Genomic DNA, 17,886 nt, shown 5'->3' on the forward strand with positions numbered 1-17,886 from the left:
CGTCGGGCGTTGTCGCACGAGCACACCGGCAGCGGCACGATCAGCGAACCCGACGTCGAGATCACCAACATCGACGTCCGACCGTACGGCCCCGCGAAGGCCGTCAAGCTTGATCCCTTCGCGGGTCACGCCGCCCCCCACCCCTTCCGGCTTGCTCCGGTCGGGGTGGCGGCGGGTGCGTCGCCGCACGATCGGTTTCGGGTACGGCGAATGCGGGTGGCCGGAGGTTTGCGATGCCGCCGGAGCGCCTCACCCCACCCACCCCACGCACCCCACCCACCCCACCCGCGCTGCACGGGGCGCTAATACAGAGAAAGAGTGGTTATCCGGCGTGGAATAACCACTCTTTCTCTGTATTAGCGCGGTCAGCGCGGTCAGCGCGGTCAGCGCGGTCAGCGCGGTCAGCGCGGTTGAGAGGGGGTGGGTCAGGCGGTGGCCTGGTTCAGGCGGGTTAGGTGGTCGGGGGTTAGTTTGAGGTCCAGGGAGGGGAGGGCGGACTCGTAGTGGGGGAGGGTTCTGGGGCCGATCAGGGGGACCAGGGTGGGGTTGTCCTGGTGTAGGAGCCAGGCCAGGACGAGTTGGTTCGGGGTGACGTCGAGTTCGGCGGCGATCGTGTCGAGTACGGCGAGCCGGGCGGTCGAGTCGGCACCCCGGTACGGGTCGAGTACGGGGTGTTCGCGGCGCTTGGTGGCGTCGTCGTAGCTGCCCTTGAGGATCGGCGAGTACGCGACCAGGGTCAGGTCGTCGTGCGCCCGCAGGTAGTCGAGCTGCTCGTCGTCGACGATCGCGGAGTGGTCCACGCCGGGGCGGCGGCGCAGGTAGGAGTGCTGCTGCTGGAGGGCGACCGGGGCCGGCCAGCTGTACCGGTCGCAAAGCTGGCGGATGCTCTCCAGCCGCCAGGTGTGCACGTTGGACCAGCCGAGATAGCGGACCTTGCCGGCGGTGACGAGGCCGGCGAGCGCCTCCAGGGTCTCCTCAAGCGGGGTGGAGTGGTCGTCGACGTGTACGTAGTAGAGGTCGACGTGGTCGGTGCCGAGCCGGCGCAGGCTGTCGTCGAGTTCGCGGCGTACGGTGTCGGCGCCGGCACCGGAGTAGCCGTGGGGGGCCCGTACTCGGCCGTCGAGTACGGCGGCCGGGTCGGCCACCCAGGCGGTGCCCTTGGTGGCGAGGAACACCTGGTCGCGGCGCCCGGAACGGGCGAACCACCGGCCCAGCAGGGACTCGCTCTCGCCGCCCCGGAACGGTGGTCCGGGCCACCAGGCGTAGCAGTTGGCGGTGTCGAGGAAGGTGCCGCCGGCGTCGAGGTAGCGGTCGAGCATCGCGTACGACGACTCCTCGTCGGTCATCGTGCCCATCAGCATGCAGCCGAGGGCGAGCTGGCTGACCTGCTCGCCGGTGCGGCCCAGAGCGACGGTTTGCATCGAGGGAACTCCATTCGGTGAGGGTGTTCGAGGGGCCACGTTATGAATTGAGGTGCACTCGAAGTCAAGGGCTGACCCGACGGGGCGGCGGGGTGTGTCGTACCGGGGGGCTAGCCTGCGGTTATGGGGCGGAGCCAGGCGGTGCGGGGCGAGAGTGATCCGCGCTTCGGCCCGGACGGCGACGACGAGGGCTGCCCGATCCTGCATGTCGACATGGACGCGTTCTTCGCGGCGGTCGAGGTGCGCAAGCGGCCGGAGTTGGCCGGTCGGCCGGTGGTGGTCGGCGGGATCGGCCCGCGCGGCGTGGTCAGCTCGGCCAGCTACGAGGCCCGGCGGTACGGGGTGCGCAGCGCGATGCCGTCGATGCGGGCGCGGGCGCTCTGCCCGCACGCGGTGTTCCTGCCGCCGGACTTCGCGGAATACTCGGCCGCCTCCCGCGCGGTGATGGAGATCTTCCGTTCGGTCACCCCGCTGGTCGAGCCGCTCTCGTTGGACGAGGCGTTCCTCGACGTGTCCGGGGCCCGGCGGCTGCTGGGGCGCCCGGCGGAGATCGCCCGGATGATCCGGGCCCGGGTGGCCGAGCAGGAACGGATCACCTGCTCGGTCGGGGTGGGGCCGACCAAGTTCATCGCCAAGCTCGGTTCGACCCGGGCCAAGCCGGACGGGCTGCTGGTGGTGCCGGCCGGGCTGGTGCTCGAATTCCTGCATCCGCTGCCGGTCGAGGCGCTCTGGGGAGTGGGGGAGCGCTCCGCCGAGACGTTGCGCCGGCTCGGGCTGACCACCGTCGGGGATCTCGCCCAGGCCAGGGTGGAGATGCTCCGGGGGGCGTTGGGTGACGCGGCGGCCCGGCACCTGCACGAGTTGGCCTGGGGGCGCGACCCGCGCGGGGTCAGCCCGGAGCAGGTGGAGAAGTCGATCGGTGCGGAGGTCACCTTCGACACCGACATCGGGGACCCGGAGTTGATCCGGCGGGCGCTGCTGGCGCTGGCCGAGAAGGTCGGCGTACGGCTGCGCCGGGCGGGTCAGGTGGGGCGGACGGTGTCGATCAAGGTACGACTGTCCGACTTCCGTACGGTGAACCGGTCCCGGACGCTGAGCGGTGCCACGGACGTCGCGCATGAGTTGTTCGAGGTTTCCTGGGCCCTGTTCGTCGCGCTCAATGTGACTGACCGGATCCGGCTCGTGGGGGTACGAATGGAGGGGTTGGCCGACGAGCGGGCAACTCCCAGACAGCTCGCTCTCGACGAGCCGGAGCACGGTTGGCGGGACGCGGAGGCGGCGGCGGACGCCGCGGCCGCCCGTTTTGGCCGTGCGATCGTGCGTCCGGCGAGTCTCTTGGGGCGTGATGACCTGCGCCGGACGGAAAATCAGGCGCGACCGTAGGTCGTCCCGCTTTCCGAGCGCCGACCCCCCTCGTAGACTTGCGCTAAGCAGCCGGTTGGCTGCCACGGTCTGTCGGTCCGACCGGACCGACTCAACGTGACCGGGGAGGAGTGCCGTGCCGCTCTCGGAGCACGAGCAGCGGCTGTTCGAGCAGATCGAACAGTCGCTTGCCGAGGACCCCAAATTCGCCTCGGCTGTGCGTGCCAGCGACCCGCGTTTCCACGCGCGACGTCGCCTGCTCGTCGCCGCTGGCGTGATCATCGCTGGCCTTGCACTGGTCGTTTACGGCACGGTGGACAAGACTCCGCTCATCGGAGTGGCTGGCTTCGTGGTCATGCTGGGCGCGGCCGCGTTTGCGATGCAGTCCCATCGCAAGGCGCAAACGCCCGATCTGCGCGTGGTTGGCGGTTCGACCAGCCGTCGTACGCGTGGTCGGCGGATGTCATTGCTCGACCGTCTCGAGGACCGGTGGCGGCAACGGCCGGAAGGCCATCGCTGACACCGGATGGTTCCGCCTTCGCGGGTTCGCCCGCGAGGCGGTCAACCGGACACCCTCGACGGTATCCGGTTGATGATTTTTGTTCGTGTTGCGGGTGTTTCGTCCGTTAAGTCGTTATTTAGTACGGCTTCGCCGGCTGCGGCGAGGCAACCCCGGTAAACCCGCATCGCCCGCTACCGCCCAGCGGGTCCGGTGCCCCGGTCGTGGGAAACCCGTGGTGCCCGGAACCAGTCCGGTTCCGGGCACCACGGGTTTTCTGTTGCCGACCGTTTCCTACCGGGCCGCCCGGTTGGCGAGCAGTCGCCGCGGGCTCCAGCGCAGCAGCCCCTCGCGCAGTTGCGAGTTCGCCGTGACGAACCGGCCCGACCCGTCCATGATCGCCAACCGCCACCGCAGCAGCACCGACGGCGGCAGCACCGCGGCCAGCAGCCGGGTACGCCGGTCGGCCCGAGCCGACAGGGATTCGCGGATCGTCCGCAGGGCCGGGTTCAACTCCCCGCCGGTGAGCGGGGCGCGGGCGTACCGGGCCCGCTCCTCGGCCCGACCGAGCAGCCGGGCGGCGTCCGCCCCGGTGACACTGAGCCCCTCGGCCACCAACCGGTCGGCGGTCGCCCGAGGCGTCTCCGTCCGGTCCACCGTGACCCGGAAGTCGACCATCGTGTCGATCAACTCGTCCCAGGCCGCGTGGGCGTCGGCGCGGAGCCGATCCGCCTCGGCCCCGGTGGCCACCACCCGGACCACACCCGGCGGTGGATCACCCTCGGCCGGGGCGAGCGCGGTGGTGGTCGCCGCGACCGTCGCCACCTGCCGTCGCCGCCGCAGCGACGACCGCAACAGCGCCGGTACGGCAAGCAGCAGGAGCAGCACCAGCACCCCTCCACCGGCCCAGTATGGCCAGGTGGTCGCGGCGGTCGTCACCTGTCCGTCGGCGCCCACGATCCCGTCGTCGAAGCCACGGTCCAGCCGGTCGTCCGGGTTCGGCCCGGCCGTGCTGCCCACACCCGGTGCCGCGGTCGGCACCGCCGCCGGAGCGACCGGATCGGGCTGGTCGGTGTCCGGCGCGTACTCCGTACGGGTGGAGCCGGTCACGTTCGCCGCCGGGGTGGCGTCGAACGGGACCCAGCCGACGCCGGAGAAGTAGACCTCGGTCCAGGCGTGCATGTTCAGGTTGGTCAGCGTGTACGTGTTGTCCTGCCGACCGCTGCCGACGGTGAAGCCGAACGCCACCCGGCTCGGGATGTCGGCCGCCCGGACCAGCCAGGCCAGCGCCGCCGCGTACTGCTGGCAGAAGCCGACCTTGCTGGTGAGGAAGTTGACGATGTCCTCGCCGCTGGTGCCGCCCTGGGTGCTGAGGCTGTAGCTGAACCCGTTCTGCCGGGAGAAGTAGTCGTACAGCGCGCGGACCTTCGCGTACTGCGTCTGCTTTCCCTCGGTCAGCCGGGCCACCAGTTCGTCGACCTGCGGCACCGGCGGCACGTCGGTGAACTGCCGCTGGATCGGGTCGCTGCGGGTCAGCGGCGCGACCGCCTCCAGCACCTTCTGGTTGTAGGCCGACCGGACATAGTCGAACGAGTACTTCTTGCCCTTGGACTGCCGCCGGGTGGAGAAGACGGTCTGGGTGCCCCGGTCGTAGAGCCAGTTCGAGTCCAGGTTCTGCACCGCCACCGGGTTGGAGTAGATCGGTAGCAGCGGCATGTTGAAGTTGGTCACCTCGACCTGGGCCCGGTAGGTCTGGAACGACACGCCGGGCGCCGCCCCGGCGCGCGGGTCGGGAATCTTGTTCACCGGTATCCCGGTCGGCGTACGGACCTCGAAGCCACCCGACCGCAACTGGTCCGCCGCGCCGAAGCGCAGGTAGAACGGGTCGGGCTCGTTCGTGGTGACCTTCACGTAGTCGGTGACCGTGGTCTGGTTGAGCTGCCCGCGCAGGGCCGCGAACAACTGGACCCCGCCACCGGCTCCGCCCCGGCCGTTGCCCTCACCGACCCCGGTCCCGGTGTTGTTGAACCGGTTGAGCAGCCCGTTGGTCATCTGCGGGGCGGCCAGCGGCAGCAGCACCGCGATCACCACCCCGACCACCGCGAGTCGCCGCCCCGCCGCCGCGAGTGGTGACGGTTCCCAGATGTCGACGTCGCGCCCGTCGCCGGTGAACCGGCGACCGAAGTGCCGGACCCGGTTGACGTTGTCGGCCACCAGGAGCCAGAGGAAGCCGATCGCGCCGACGATGAACGGCAGCGCCGGTACGTTCTCGACGTACACCGCGACCGGGACCGAGTAGATGGCGAGCATCGGCAGTCCGGCCAGCGCCGGGCGGCGCAACCCGACGGTGAGCAGGTCCACCACGATCGCGACCGAGCCCACCCCCAGTACGGTCACGAACAGCAGCCCATCGGTGTCCGGGACCTTCACCCCGTACGAGCGCATGTCCCCGCCCGAGGCGTTGAGCAGCGCGCCGAAGTGGGCGATCGTGTCCGGCGTCGGCAGTACGCCGAGCAGTTCGCCGCCGCTGCCGAACAGCCAGGTCAGGCCGAGCAGCAGGGCGCCGAGCATGCTCAGCACCTGGGCCCAGACCGGTGCCCGCAGCGACCGGGTCAGGGTGGCGACCCCGGCGATCAGCGCGACCGCGAGCGTCGACTGGAGCAGCCAGGTCCACCGCTCGAAGATCGCCGACAGCGGCGCGGCGGAGAGCAGGGTCGCCGCCGCCGCGACGAACCCGAGATGACGTCGTCCCCTCATCGCATCCCTCCGGCAACCGTCTCGGCCATCGCGGCCCGCCAGGCGAAGCCCTGCGATCCGCGCGCGGCCTGCGGCCACAGTGCGGGCAGCCGGCTGCCGTGCTCGACCGCGATCACCCGCCACCCGCTCTGCATCAGGCCCAGTACGGCCGCGCCGTGGGCGTTGTCGGCCTCGGTCCGCGCCGGTGCCGGCAGGGTGAGCCAGGTGGTGCTGTCGACCAGGAACGCGAGGCAGGTCGCGCCGTTGCCCCGCAGCCCGGCCAGGACCTCGGCCTCGGCGGTGCTCAGCGTGCCCAGGATCGCGATGATCAGCCCACCGTCGGACCGTTGCCGGACCCGTTCGACCAGGGTCGCCACGTCACCGCGCTGGGACAGCCGGACGTCGGCGAGGTGATCCAGCAGCAGACCCTCGCCGCCGCCCTCGTTCGCGTCGGCGTCCATTCCGGAACCGGTGACCAGCCGCAACTTGTAACCGGACTGGCGCAGGTGCACGGCGACGCTGGCGGCGGCCGAGACAGCCCATTCGAAGCTGGCGGTCGGCCCCTCGCCCCGGTGCGCCGACGCCCGGGTGTCCAGGACCACGGTCGCCCGGCTCTCCCAGGGCTGCTCCTCCCGCCGCACCATCAGCTCGCCGGTACGGGCGGTGGACTTCCAGTGCACCCGGCGCAGGTCGTCGCCGCGCCGGTACTCCCGGGTTGCCGCGTCGTCCTCGCCGTGCACCGCCACCGACCGGGCCCGGCTGTCGCCGGTGCCGGCGTACTCACCGGCCAACCGGACCTGGGGCAGGGCGGTGACCTGGGGGATGACGGTGAGCCGGTCGACGCTGGGGAACGCCCGGGTCAGCTCGCAGAGCCCGAACGGGTCGGTCAGCCGGACCACCAGCGGACCGACCTCGTACCGGCCGCGCACGTCGGCGCGGACCGTGTACGCCACCGAGCTGGCCTGGTGCGCGCCGAGCCGCTCCAGCACTACCCGGGGCCGGCTGCCCAACGCGTACGGCAGCCGGTCCTCCAGCAGCAGGGTCCCGGTCGGCAGCCGGGACATGTTCTGCAGGCGCAGCACCACGCGGGAACTGGCACCGATCGGCACCCGCTGCGGTTCCAGCGACCGGCTGCAGGCCAGCTTGTACCGGCTGCGGCCGACGTACGCGGCGGCCAGCAGCGGCAACACGCCGAGCAGCACGGCCACCCGGAGCAGGTCCTGTTCGCCCAGGATCGCCGCGGAGATGGCCGCCGCCACCGCCGCGGCGAGGAAGGACCGGCCGCGGGTGGTGAGCCCGCGCAGTGCCTCGCGCACGGTCACCGCCTCCGCGGCTCGTACTGGGATCGACCCTTGCCGTCCGGTGGGGTGCCGGGCCGGGTGTCGTACTGCGAGCGCTGCTGCCGTTCGTGCGGCAACGGCAGCCGGTGCACCAGGTCGGAGACGACCGCGTCGGTGGTCCGCCGGGCGAGCTGCGCGTCCGCCGTCGGGATGATCCGGTGCGCGAGCACCGGTACGGCGAGGGCCTGCAGGTCGTCCGGAAGGACGTAGTCCCGGCCCTCCAGTGCGGCTACGGCGCGGGCGGTGCGCAGCAACTGCAGGGTGGCCCGGGGAGAGGCGCCGAGGCGCAGGTCGGGGGCTTCACGGGTGGCGGTGACCAGGTCGACGGCGTACTGCTTGACCGCGTCCGCGACGTGGATGTCGCGTACGGTCGCGATCAGTCGACGTACGGTGACCGCGTCCGCGACCGACTTCAACGCGTGCAGCGGGTCGCGACCGCCGTGGCCGTCGAGCATCGCGAGTTCCGACCCGGCGTCCGGGTAGCCCATCGCGATCCGGGCGGTGAACCGGTCGCGCTGCGCCTCGGGCAGCGGGTAGGTGCCCTCCATCTCGATCGGGTTCTGGGTCGCGATCACCATGAACGGGGTCTGCAACTCGTACGTCACCCCGTCGACCGTGACCTGCCGTTCCTCCATGCACTCCAGCAGGGCCGACTGGGTCTTCGGCGAGGCCCGGTTGATCTCGTCGCCGACGACCAGGTTGGCGAAGACGGCGCCCGGCTTGAACTCGAAGTCGTGCGTCTCCTGGTTGTAGACGCTGACCCCGGTGACGTCGCTGGGCAACAGGTCGGGAGTGAACTGGATCCGTCGGACGGAGCAGTCGATCGAACGGGCGAGGGCCTTGGCGAGTTTTGTCTTGCCAACTCCGGGAACATCCTCGATCAGGAGATGGCCCTCGGCGAGCAGGACGGCGAGCGCGAGCCGTACCGTCGCGGTCTTGCCCTCGATGACCTGTTCGATGTTGGCCACGATGGCTTCGCTGGCGGTACGGAACTCGTCGGGTTGTAGTGCGCCACCCAACTCGTCCCACGTCTGTTGTGTCACGGGCCTCCTCCTCGTCGCAGCACGGCTTCTCTGTCCAGACCTGCTGGGCCGGCCGTAAGGTTCGCGGGAAAATACGGTCGCGGGGCGCGCCCGGATCACCCGCATGGAATCAGGCTAGCCGCAACTGGCGCTCAAGCCGACCACACGTACGGTCCCGGTGGCCGGTCGGCCCCGTACCGGCGACCCGTGGAACCAGGCGCGACAGCCTGACGGGTGGAGGCGTAGACTGGCCGGTATGGCCCGGGCCTACCTGCTTCTTAGTGAGCCGTGCTGACGCCACTGAGCGCGACAGCACGGCTACCCCTCCTGCGTGAGGGGCTTTTTTATGCCCGGAAAAGCATGCCCTGAAATGCGAAACGTGCCCGTGTACGCACAACGGTGAGCGCGGCGAGGAGACGACGTGACTGAGATGGCCGAGCCGGCGGCGGATACCCCGCCCTTCCGGTACACCGCCGGACTGGCGGGGGAGATCGAGCAGCGCTGGCAGGACCGCTGGGAGAAGTGGGGCACGTTCCACGCACCGAACCCGGTGGGGCCGCTCGCCGATCCGGACCACCCCCGCGCGGGTGCGGAGAAGCTGTACGTGCTGGACATGTTCCCGTACCCGTCCGGCGCCGGGCTGCACGTCGGGCACCCGCTGGGCTACATCGGCACCGACTCGTACGCCCGCTACCAGCGGATGGCCGGCCGCAACGTGCTGCACGCGATGGGCTTCGACGCGTTCGGTCTGCCCGCCGAGCAGTACGCGGTGCAGACCGGGACCCACCCCCGGACCACCACCGAGGCGAACATCGAGCGGTACCGGGCGCAACTGCGCCGGCTGGGCATGGGGCACGACGACCGGCGCTCGGTGGCCACCATCGACGTCGACTTCTACCGCTGGACCCAGTGGATCTTCCTGCAGATCTTCAACTCCTGGTACGACGACGAGGCCCGCCGGGCCCGGCCGATCAGCGAGCTGGTCGCCGAGTTCGACTCCGGCATCCGGGCGGTGCCGGGCGGCGGGACCTGGGCCGAGCTGTCCGGGCCGCAGCGCCGGGTGATCATCGACGACCACCGGCTGGCGTACGTCTCCGAGGCGCCGGTCAACTGGTGCCCGGGTCTGGGCACCGTGCTGGCCAACGAGGAGGTCACCGCCGACGGGCGCTCCGACCGGGGCAACTTCCCGGTGTTCAAGCGGAACCTGAAGCAGTGGAAGATGCGGATCACCGCGTACGGTGACCGGCTGCTGGAGGACCTGGACCGGCTGGACTGGCCGGAGCCGATCAAGCTGATGCAGCGCAACTGGATCGGCCGCTCGGTCGGCGCGCACATCGACTTCCCGGTGGTGCCCGCCGACGTGGCGCCGGTCCGGGTCTTCACCACCCGCCCGGACACCATCTTCGGCGCCACCTACGTGGTGCTGGCCCCCGAGCACGAGCTGGTCGACCAACTGGTCGCGGCAACCTGGCCGGAGGGGACGAAGGACGCCTGGACCGGTGGGCACGCCAACCCGAGGGTCGCGGTCGAGGCCTACCGGAAGGCGGCGGCGGCCAAGACCGACGTGGAGCGGCAGGCCGACACCAAGGAGAAGACCGGTGTCTTCGTCGGCGCGTACGCCACCAACCCGGTCACCGGCGCGCCGATCCCGATCTTCATCGCGGACTACGTACTGGCCGGTTACGGCACCGGGGCGATCATGGCGGTGCCCGGTCAGGACGAGCGGGACTGGGCCTTCGCGGAGGTCTTCGACCTGCCGATCGTCCGTACCGTGCAGCCGTCGGACGGCTTCGACGGCAAGGCGTACACCGGGGACGGCCCGGCCATCAACAGCACCGCGCCGGACGGCGGCCCGAGCCTGGACGGCCTGGCCGTCACCGAGGCCAAGGCCAGGATCATCGAATGGCTGGAGACCAACGGGTACGGCCAGGGCGCGGTCACCTTCCGCCTGCGTGACTGGCTGTTCAGCCGGCAGCGCTACTGGGGCGAGCCGTTCCCGATCGTCTACGACGAGGCCGGCACCCCGATCGCCCTGCCGGAGTCGATGCTGCCGGTCGAGCTGCCCGAGGTGGAGGACTTCTCGCCGCGCACCTTCGACCCGAACGACGCCGCCTCGAACCCGGAGACGCCGCTGTCGCGCAAGGCGGACTGGGTGGAGGTGGAGCTGGACCTGGGTGACGGGCCGAAGCGCTACACCCGCGAGACGAACGTGATGCCGCAGTGGGCCGGCTCCTGCTGGTACGAGCTGCGCTACCTGGACCCGACCAACGAGGCCCGGTTCGTCGACCCGGAGAACGAGGCCTACTGGATGGGGCCGCGCGGCGGCAACGACCCCGGCGGCACCGACCTGTACGTCGGCGGCGCCGAGCACGCCGTACTGCACCTGCTGTATGCCCGGTTCTGGCACAAGGTCCTGTACGACCTGGGGCACGTCTCCTCGGTCGAGCCGTTCCGCAAGCTGTTCAACCAGGGCATGATCCAGGCGTACGCGTACACCGACGAGCGGGAGCGGTACGTCGAGGCCGCCGAGGTGGTCGAGCGGGACGGTTCCTGGTTCCACGGCGACAACCAGGTCACCCGCGAGTACGGCAAGATGGGCAAGTCGCTGCGGAACGTGGTCACCCCGGACGACATGTGCGCGGCGTACGGCGCGGACACCTTCCGGGTGTACGAGATGTCGATGGGCCCGCTGGAGGTCTCCCGACCGTGGGAGACCCGTGCGGTGGTCGGGTCGTACCGGTTCCTGCAGCGGGTCTGGCGGGCCCTGGTCGACGAGAACACCGGCGCCTCCCGGGTGGTGGAGGAGCCGGCCGACGAGGCGACCCGGCGGCTGCTGCACAAGACCATCGACGGCGTACGGGCCGACATGGACGGGATCCGGTTCAACACCGCGATCGCCAAGCTGATCGAGCTGACCAACGGGCTGACCCGGCTGGCCGGGACGCCCCGCGAGGTGGCCGAGCCGCTGGTGCTGATGCTGGCGCCGTTCGCCCCGCACATCGCCGAGGAGCTGTGGCAGCGGCTGGGCCACGACACCTCGCTGACGTACGCGTCGTTCCCGGTTGCCGACCCGGCCCTGCTGGTGGCCGACACGGTGACGTACCCGGTGCAGATCAACGGCAAGGTCCGCGGCCGGATCGAGGTCCCCGCCGACGCCTCCGAGGAAACCGTCCGCGCAGCCGCCCTGGCCGCCATCGCCGACCAACTGGCCGGCAAGGACCCCCGCAAGGTCATCGTCGTCCCCAACCGCATGGTCAGCATCGTCGCCTAACCCCGCCCCCGTCCCCGCCCCCACTTCCCGTCGATCTTGCAGTTGTGGCGGTGCCCGTACCACCCGAAACGGTGTGATACGGGCACCACAACTGCAAGATCGTCGCGGGAAGTGGGGGCGTTACGGGGTGGGGGTTGGGGTGCGGCGGTGGGCTAGTTCTGCTCGGCGCCAGCGGGTGATGAGGATGGCGGCGGCGATGAGGCCGAAGCTGGCGGGTGCCACCGCGAGCCAGTTGAACTCGTCCGGGTCGGCCACGGCGGCGCCGATCGCGGCGTAGCCGAAGGCGGACGGGATCGTGGCGAGGACGCTGCCGATCAGGAACGGGACCACCCGGGCGCCGGTGGTGCCGTAGCCGTAGCTCACCAGCCCGAACCCGCCGACCGGCAACAACCGTACGGTGATCACCCCGAGCACGCTCTGCCGGCTGAACCAGCCGTCGAGGCGGGCCAGGCGGCCCCGTACCCGTTCGGCGACGAAGTCGCGGCCGAGCAACCGACCGACGGTGAAGCCGAGCGCGGCGGCGACCAGCGCGGCGGCCAGGGTGTAGCCGGCGCCGCCGAGCGGGCCGAACAGCGCGCCCCAGGCCACCGTGATCAGGGTCCGGGGGACCAGGGCCACCATCAGCAGGGCCCCACCGAGGACCGCGGCCACCGGGGCGGCCGGACCGAGCCGGTCGACCATCCGGGGCGCCGCCGCCAGATCGGGCTGTACGAGCAGCAGCGCCAGGCCGAAGAGCCCGAGGATGAGCAGCAGCGACCCGAACCGCACGACCGACCGCTGCCGCAGCAGCCGCCGGAGGTGCGGGACGATCACGATCGGGCGGCGGCCACGCCGGCCACCCGCTCGGCCCGCAGTCGCTCCTGCCAGGTGTCGTCGAGCGGGGGCAGGTTGCTGACCCCGGTCGCCCAGCGCAACAGCAGGTCGGCCAGGGCCGGGTTGCGGGCCAGCGCCGGCCCGTGCGAGTACGTCCCGAGCAGTTTCCCGCGCCATGCGCCCTCGCTGCTGCCGTCGTTGCCGATGCCGGTGCTGACCCGGGCCAGCGCGGAGACGCCGGGGCCCAGGTGGGTCCGGCCGCCGTGGTTCTCGAAACCGCTCAGCGGGGGCAGCCCGAGGCGGGGATCGATCTCACCGGCGAGTTCGCCGACGGCCCGCGACGGCCCCCGGTCCGAGTGCAGGTCCAGCAGGTCCAGCCCGGCGCACTTGGTGCCCTTGGCGAAGAACGAGCCGCCGAGCAGTTGGTAGCCGGCGCAGACCGCGAAGACGACCGAGCCCTGGGCGACCGCCCGGTGCAGGCCCCCGTCGGCGATCAGTCGCTGCGCCCCGAGCGCCTGCGGCCCGTCCTCACCGCCGCCGAGCAGGTAGATGTCGGCGGTGGTGGGCAGCGGTTGGTCGGACCGGACCTCGATCGTCTCCACCGGCATGCCGCGCTGCTGGGCCCGACGGGCCAGGATCAGCATGTTGCCCCGGTCGCCATAGGTGGAGAGCAGGTCCGGGTAGAGCCAGGCGATCCGCAGCGTGCTCTCCGAGCCGCTGGGCGAGTCGGTCGCGTAACCGCTGGGCCGGTCGACCGGGAAGTACGAGTTAGTTGACACGGTCCAACTCCGCTCGGATGTCCTGGAAGGCGGTGTAGTTCGCGATCACCTCGAGTCGTCCCGGCGGCACCGCCGAGATCGCCTCCGTGAAGGTCTGTACGTGCCGGAACGGCACCTGGTTCACGTCCAACCGGACCGCCAGGTCGTACGCCCGGTCGCCGGTGATCAGCACCTGTCGGCCGCGCAGCGGGGCGAAGTCCACGTCGAACAGCCACGAGGTGTCCAGCCCGTCGGGGTCGCGGGCGTTGATGGACAGCAGGGTCGGCGCGTCGTCGGCCATGTCGAAGGCCTCCAGCCAGCTCGCCGGGTTCTTCGCCAGCAGCAGCCGGATGTTGCGCCCGTCGCGGACGACCTGGGCGTACCGGCCGGCGACCGAGGCGACCCCGCCCAGCCGGCTCACCGCGTCGGCCGGCCGTACGCCGAACTCGGCGGCGACGGCCAGCGCGGTGGCCGCGTTGCCGAGGTTGACCTGGCCGGGGAGTTGGAGTACCACCTTGTGCCAGGCACCGGACGGGTCGAGCACACCGTCGTCCTCGACCACCCACTGCGGCTCGGGTCGGCGCAGCCAGCAGCCGGTGCACCACCACTGGTCCTGGGCCCGCTCGATCGGCGAGCCGCACTCGGGGCAGACCCACGAGTCGTCGTGCCAGCGTTGCCCGGCGCTGAACCAGGTGACCGTCGGGGTGTTCAGGTTCCCGCTGCGCATCTCGGGTGGGGTCGCGGCCCAGACCACCATCGGGTCGTCGGCGTTGGCCACCACCCGCAGCTCCGGGTACCGCACCAGGGCGGACCGCCAGAGCTGGGCCATCATGCTGACCTCCTTGGCCCGGTCGAGCTGGTCGCGGGAGAGGTTGAGCAGGGCGACCACGTGCGGCTCGGTGGCCTCGAGGACCTGGGCCAGGTAGTGCTCGTCGACCTCCAGCACCGCGTACGGGGTGTTGCCCGCCTTGGCCAGCGCGGAGGTGTGCCCGCTGGGCATGTTGGCGCCGAAGGAGTTGGTGGCCACCGGGCCGAGTACACCCACGGCGGCGGCGGTCAGTCGGGTGGTGGTGGTCTTGCCGTTGGTCCCGGAGATGAGGGCGATGGCCCGGCCGGCCGACAGGTGCGCCAGCAGGTCCGGATCGATCTTCAGGCCGATCCAGCCGCCGATCACCGAGCCGTCGCCGCGGCCGGCGGCCCGGGACAGCGCCGCCGCCGTACGCGACACGGAGCTGGCCACCTTCGCCCGTAGGGGCATTCTCGCGTCCGTCACGCGAGCGAGGTTACCGGACAGCGGCGGTGCCCAGACCGTCGCACGAGGCGTCCGGTCGCGCGGGACCGCTCGACCGGCCCGGCGAGGCCGCCGGTCGTCTGCTCCACTTTCCGCCCCACCATTTCTCTCCCTCCACCTTTCTCCCCACTTTCCTCCCCGGACGGGGTTCGCGCTCGGCGATGGCGTGGTGATGGTCGGCGCAACGGCACTGGAAAGCGCGCGGCGAGTGCGGGGCGGCCGTACTCGCGGTCGCTTTTGATCTTTGTCGGAAAGCGGACGCCGGGAGGGCGGGCGGCACCCCTCCACTTCGCCCCACCCCCTCTGACGTGCAGTTTTGTGAATGACACCGTCGTGGTTTCCCTGCGTTTCCGGTTGCGGGTGGAGGGAAGTGGAGTAGAGTGGGGCCCAATGGTGGGGCCGGGAGGGCCCGCCGGCCCGGGGGACAGCGGCGCCGCGAACGCCGCTGCAAGGGCGAGGGGGTTGAGCCGTGTTTCTCGGCACTCATACCCCGCGCCTGGACGAAAAGGGCCGGCTGATTCTTCCGGCCAAGTTCCGGGACGAGCTGGCGGGAGGTGTCGTGATCACCAAAGGGCAGGAGCGCTGCCTGTACGTCTTTCCGACGCCCGAGTTCCAGCGGATCGCGGATCAGCTGCGCGAGCAGCCCATGACGCACAAGGCCGCCCGGGCGTACAGCCGGGTGTTCTTCGCCAGCGCGCACGACGAGGTGCCGGACAAGCAGGGCCGGGTGACTATTCCGGGCCACCTGCGGGAATACGCGGCGCTCGACCGGGAGCTGGTGGTCATCGGCGCCAGCACCAGGGTGGAGATCTGGGACAAGCGCGCCTGGGAGACCTACCTCGCGGAAAGCGAAGACGACTTCGCCGACATCGAGGAGGGGGTGTTGCCCGGCGGGCTGTAGGGCGGGCCAACACGCCCGACGTACTGCGAGATCTCCAGCCGCTCCTGTTCCTGGCGCCTCTTCCCCGGTGCCAGGCGCGCGATCCGCTGACCGGCCTTACCAGGGGCGGGTCGACGGGCCAGAGCGGATGGGGATCTGGCGGTATGACGAGCGGTTGACAGCATACAGGCGTGAACAGAGAAGGAAGCCGGTCAGTGGGGGTCGACATGGGGGAGCTGCGCGGCACGCACGTGCCAGTGTTGCTTGAGCGGTGTCTCGAGCTGCTCGCCCCCGCGCTGGACCGGGGCGACCGTACGATCCACGTCGATGCGACGCTCGGCCTCGCCGGCCACGCCGAGGCGGTGCTGGCCGCGTACCCGCGGACGATCCTGATCGGGCTCGACCGTGACCCCGAGGCCCTGGCACACGCCCGGGCCCGGCTGGCCCGGTACGCCGACCGGATCCACCTGGTGCACGCGGTCTACGACGAGCTGCCGGACGTGCTCGACCGGCTCGGTTATCCCACGGTCGACGGCGTGCTGTTCGACCTCGGGGTGTCGTCGCTGCAACTCGACGCGCCCGACCGCGGGTTCGCCTACGCCCAGGATGCGCCGCTGGACATGCGGATGGACCAGACCCGCGGGGTGACCGCGGAGGAGATCGTCAACAGCTACTCGCACGGTGAACTCGCCCGGGTGCTCCGGCTCTACGGCGAGGAACGGTTCGCCGGTCGGATCGCCTCGGCGATCATCCGGGAACGGGAACGGTCCCGGATCACCTCCTCGGCGTTCCTCGCCGAGCTGGTTCGGGACTCGATTCCGGCGGCTGCCCGCCGTACCGGTGGGCACCCGGCAAAAAGATCGTTTCAAGCGTTGCGGATCGAGGTAAACCGGGAGCTGGCCGCGCTGGAGACAGCGCTGCCGGCCGCGTTGGACGCGCTCGCGGTGGGCGGTCGGCTGGTGGTGCTGTCGTACCACTCGCTGGAGGACCGGATCACCAAGCAGGCGTTCGCCGGCCGGGCCCGGAGCACCGGTCCGGTCGAACTGCCGGTCGAACTGCCCGGCACCGGTCCGACGCTGCGGCTGCTCAACCGCAGCGCGGAGTTGCCGACCGAGGCGGAGGTCGCGGCCAATCCGCGAGCCGCCTCGGTGCGACTGCGGGCAGCGGAACGGATCGATCCGGACCGGGCGACCGGGCCGGCGGAGAACAGGCGGGCCGACCGCGAACGGCCCCGTCGACGGGTGAAGGCATTGCACGCCCCCGGTGCCGTGGCGCCGGGACGGTCCAACGTGGACCGGGAGAAGGGGCCATCGGGGCCAGGGGACGAAGGCGGGACGGCAGTAGAGGGGGAGGGATCATGAACGTCAACAAGCGCGACCACCGGGACCAGACCGGCGCGGAGCAGCGCACACCACGGTCGGGGGGCCGGACCGTGGCGGAGCGGGCGACGACGGAGCGGACCACCCGGGCGGCCCGGTCGGTGCCGGGTCAGCAGACTCGTGCCCGGGGGGCGCGCGAGTTCCCGACGCAGGGCAGTTTTCCGACCCAGGGCAGTGCCGCGCTCCGTTCGCCGGAGCTGGCGCCGACCCGGGACCACGCCGAGCGGGCGCGCGAGCGTGCTCGGGTAGCGCATCCGGCCGGCACGGACCGGGCCGGTGGCGCGGCTGCCCGGGCCCGCGAGGCACACCCCGCCGGTACGGGTCGGGTGGAGGCACCGCGGCTGCGGGTCGCTCCGCCGATGCCGGTGAGCGTGCCACGGGCGCCCTTCGTCGGGCTGATCCTGGCGGTTGTCGTCGGCGGGGTGCTCGGGGTCCTGGTGGTCAACACCAAGATCAACGAGAACGCCATCCGGTTGGACAAGCTGCAGAAACAGCAGGCCACGCTCGACCTCCAGCAGCAGCAGCTCGACAAGGAGATCGCCGACGCGCAGACGCCGGGCAACCTGGTCGCCCAGGCCCGCAAGCTGGGCCTGGTGGAGTCCGGTCCGCCGGCCTTCATCCGGCTGCCCGACGGACGGGTGATCGGCGTACCGCAGCCGGCCGGTGGGCAACCGGCCATCACCAGTCAGCAGAACGCGGGGGGTTAGCGTGTCGCCACGCTCCGATGAACCGCGCCGGGACGGGTCAGCGTCCCGGCGCGGTTCGTCCCAGGCCGGCTCGGAGCGGGACACCGGAGCACGCGGTGCCAACCGGGACGCCACCGGACGCGGCACCAACCGCGACGCCGCCGGACGGGGTGCCGCCCGGGGCGCCGCCCCCGAGGGCGAGCAGGGCCTCGGCGGGATCTCCGGCGCGCGGGCGTACACCCCTCGGGGTCGTACCCTGCGGGACGCGCCCGAGCTTCGCCGTACGCCCAGGTCCACCCGCTCGGCGGACCCGTTCCGACCCGCGTTGCAGGTGCTCGACGGCGGCCGGACCGGTGGCGGACGGACCCGGCGCGATGCCCCCGAGCCCACCGCCGGGCGCGGTGCCGGCACCGGGCGGCCGGTGCCGC

General features: G+C 71.5%; 13 protein-coding genes and 1 pseudogene. 7 read left to right on the forward strand and 7 right to left on the reverse strand.

Annotated features, from left to right (window positions below; translation table 11 throughout):
* Positions 1-425 precede the first annotated feature (425 nt).
* The gene (locus ACWEFB_RS37695; RefSeq protein WP_452293022.1) at positions 426-1,421 is read right to left on the reverse strand and encodes an aldo/keto reductase; all 996 of its coding nucleotides are present in this window, start codon (positions 1,419-1,421) and stop codon (positions 426-428) included.
* A gap of 123 nt (positions 1,422-1,544) precedes the next feature.
* On the opposite strand from ACWEFB_RS37695, the gene ACWEFB_RS37700 reads away from it, so the two are divergent.
* Both ACWEFB_RS37700 and ACWEFB_RS37705 read left to right on the forward strand, forming a co-directional pair.
* The gene (locus tag ACWEFB_RS37700; protein WP_452293023.1) at positions 1,545-2,804 is read left to right on the forward strand and encodes a DNA polymerase IV; all 1,260 of its coding nucleotides are present in this window, start codon (positions 1,545-1,547) and stop codon (positions 2,802-2,804) included.
* Positions 2,805-2,919: 115 nt separating this feature from the next.
* Entirely contained in the window at positions 2,920-3,303 is a 384-nt protein-coding gene (locus tag ACWEFB_RS37705) for a DUF3040 domain-containing protein (RefSeq protein ID WP_326556762.1), read from the forward strand.
* Between the two features lie 273 nt (positions 3,304-3,576).
* Here the strand turns inward: ACWEFB_RS37705 and ACWEFB_RS37710 are convergent, their stop codons facing one another.
* From ACWEFB_RS37710 to ACWEFB_RS37720, 3 genes are read right to left on the reverse strand one after another with little or no spacing between them, the layout of a single operon-like run.
* On the reverse strand, positions 3,577-6,039 hold the full coding sequence (locus ACWEFB_RS37710; protein WP_452293024.1) for a transglutaminase TgpA family protein: 2,463 nt from the start codon (positions 6,037-6,039) through the stop codon (positions 3,577-3,579).
* Complete coding sequence (locus ACWEFB_RS37715) at positions 6,036-7,334, reverse strand: DUF58 domain-containing protein (protein ID WP_326563216.1); 1,299 nt, start codon at positions 7,332-7,334, stop codon at positions 6,036-6,038. Before ACWEFB_RS37715 ends, ACWEFB_RS37710 begins: the two co-directional genes overlap by 4 nt.
* Before the next feature lie 2 nt (positions 7,335-7,336).
* Complete coding sequence (locus ACWEFB_RS37720) at positions 7,337-8,401, reverse strand: AAA family ATPase (protein WP_452293025.1); 1,065 nt, start codon at positions 8,399-8,401, stop codon at positions 7,337-7,339.
* A 409-nt stretch (positions 8,402-8,810) separates the two neighbouring features.
* On the opposite strand from ACWEFB_RS37720, the gene leuS reads away from it, so the two are divergent.
* Complete coding sequence (leuS, locus tag ACWEFB_RS37725) at positions 8,811-11,651, forward strand: leucine--tRNA ligase (protein ID WP_452293027.1); 2,841 nt, start codon at positions 8,811-8,813, stop codon at positions 11,649-11,651.
* A 120-nt stretch (positions 11,652-11,771) separates the two neighbouring features.
* On the opposite strand, the gene ACWEFB_RS37730 is transcribed toward leuS, so the two are convergent.
* From ACWEFB_RS37730 to ACWEFB_RS37740, 3 genes are all read right to left on the reverse strand, one after another.
* Positions 11,772-12,467, reverse strand: coding sequence for a TVP38/TMEM64 family protein (locus tag ACWEFB_RS37730; protein ID WP_452293028.1), 696 nt, complete (start codon positions 12,465-12,467; stop codon positions 11,772-11,774).
* Complete coding sequence (locus tag ACWEFB_RS37735; RefSeq protein WP_363597771.1) at positions 12,461-13,165, reverse strand: type 1 glutamine amidotransferase; 705 nt, start codon at positions 13,163-13,165, stop codon at positions 12,461-12,463. The genes ACWEFB_RS37730 and ACWEFB_RS37735 overlap by 7 nt, the downstream gene beginning before the upstream one ends.
* Before the next feature lie 67 nt (positions 13,166-13,232).
* A complete protein-coding gene (locus ACWEFB_RS37740) occupies positions 13,233-14,480 on the reverse strand; it encodes a MurT ligase domain-containing protein (protein ID WP_452293029.1) in 1,248 nt (415 codons plus the stop codon).
* Positions 14,481-14,982: 502 nt separating this feature from the next.
* On the opposite strand from ACWEFB_RS37740, the gene mraZ reads away from it, so the two are divergent.
* The 4 genes and pseudogenes from mraZ to ACWEFB_RS37760 all read left to right on the forward strand — a co-directional run.
* A complete protein-coding gene (mraZ, locus tag ACWEFB_RS37745) occupies positions 14,983-15,414 on the forward strand; it encodes a division/cell wall cluster transcriptional repressor MraZ (RefSeq protein WP_121155776.1) in 432 nt (143 codons plus the stop codon).
* 206 nt (positions 15,415-15,620) lie between these two features.
* A complete protein-coding gene (gene rsmH, locus ACWEFB_RS37750; protein WP_452293030.1) occupies positions 15,621-16,754 on the forward strand; it encodes a 16S rRNA (cytosine(1402)-N(4))-methyltransferase RsmH in 1,134 nt (377 codons plus the stop codon).
* On the forward strand, positions 16,751-17,479 hold the full coding sequence (locus ACWEFB_RS37755; protein ID WP_452293026.1) for a hypothetical protein: 729 nt from the start codon (positions 16,751-16,753) through the stop codon (positions 17,477-17,479). Before rsmH ends, ACWEFB_RS37755 begins: the two co-directional genes overlap by 4 nt.
* A 1-nt stretch (position 17,480) precedes the next feature.
* Positions 17,481-17,886, forward strand: a pseudogene (locus ACWEFB_RS37760) (hypothetical protein); the annotation flags it as partial.

The sequence above is a fragment of the Micromonospora sp. NPDC004704 genome, from assembly GCF_053601675.1.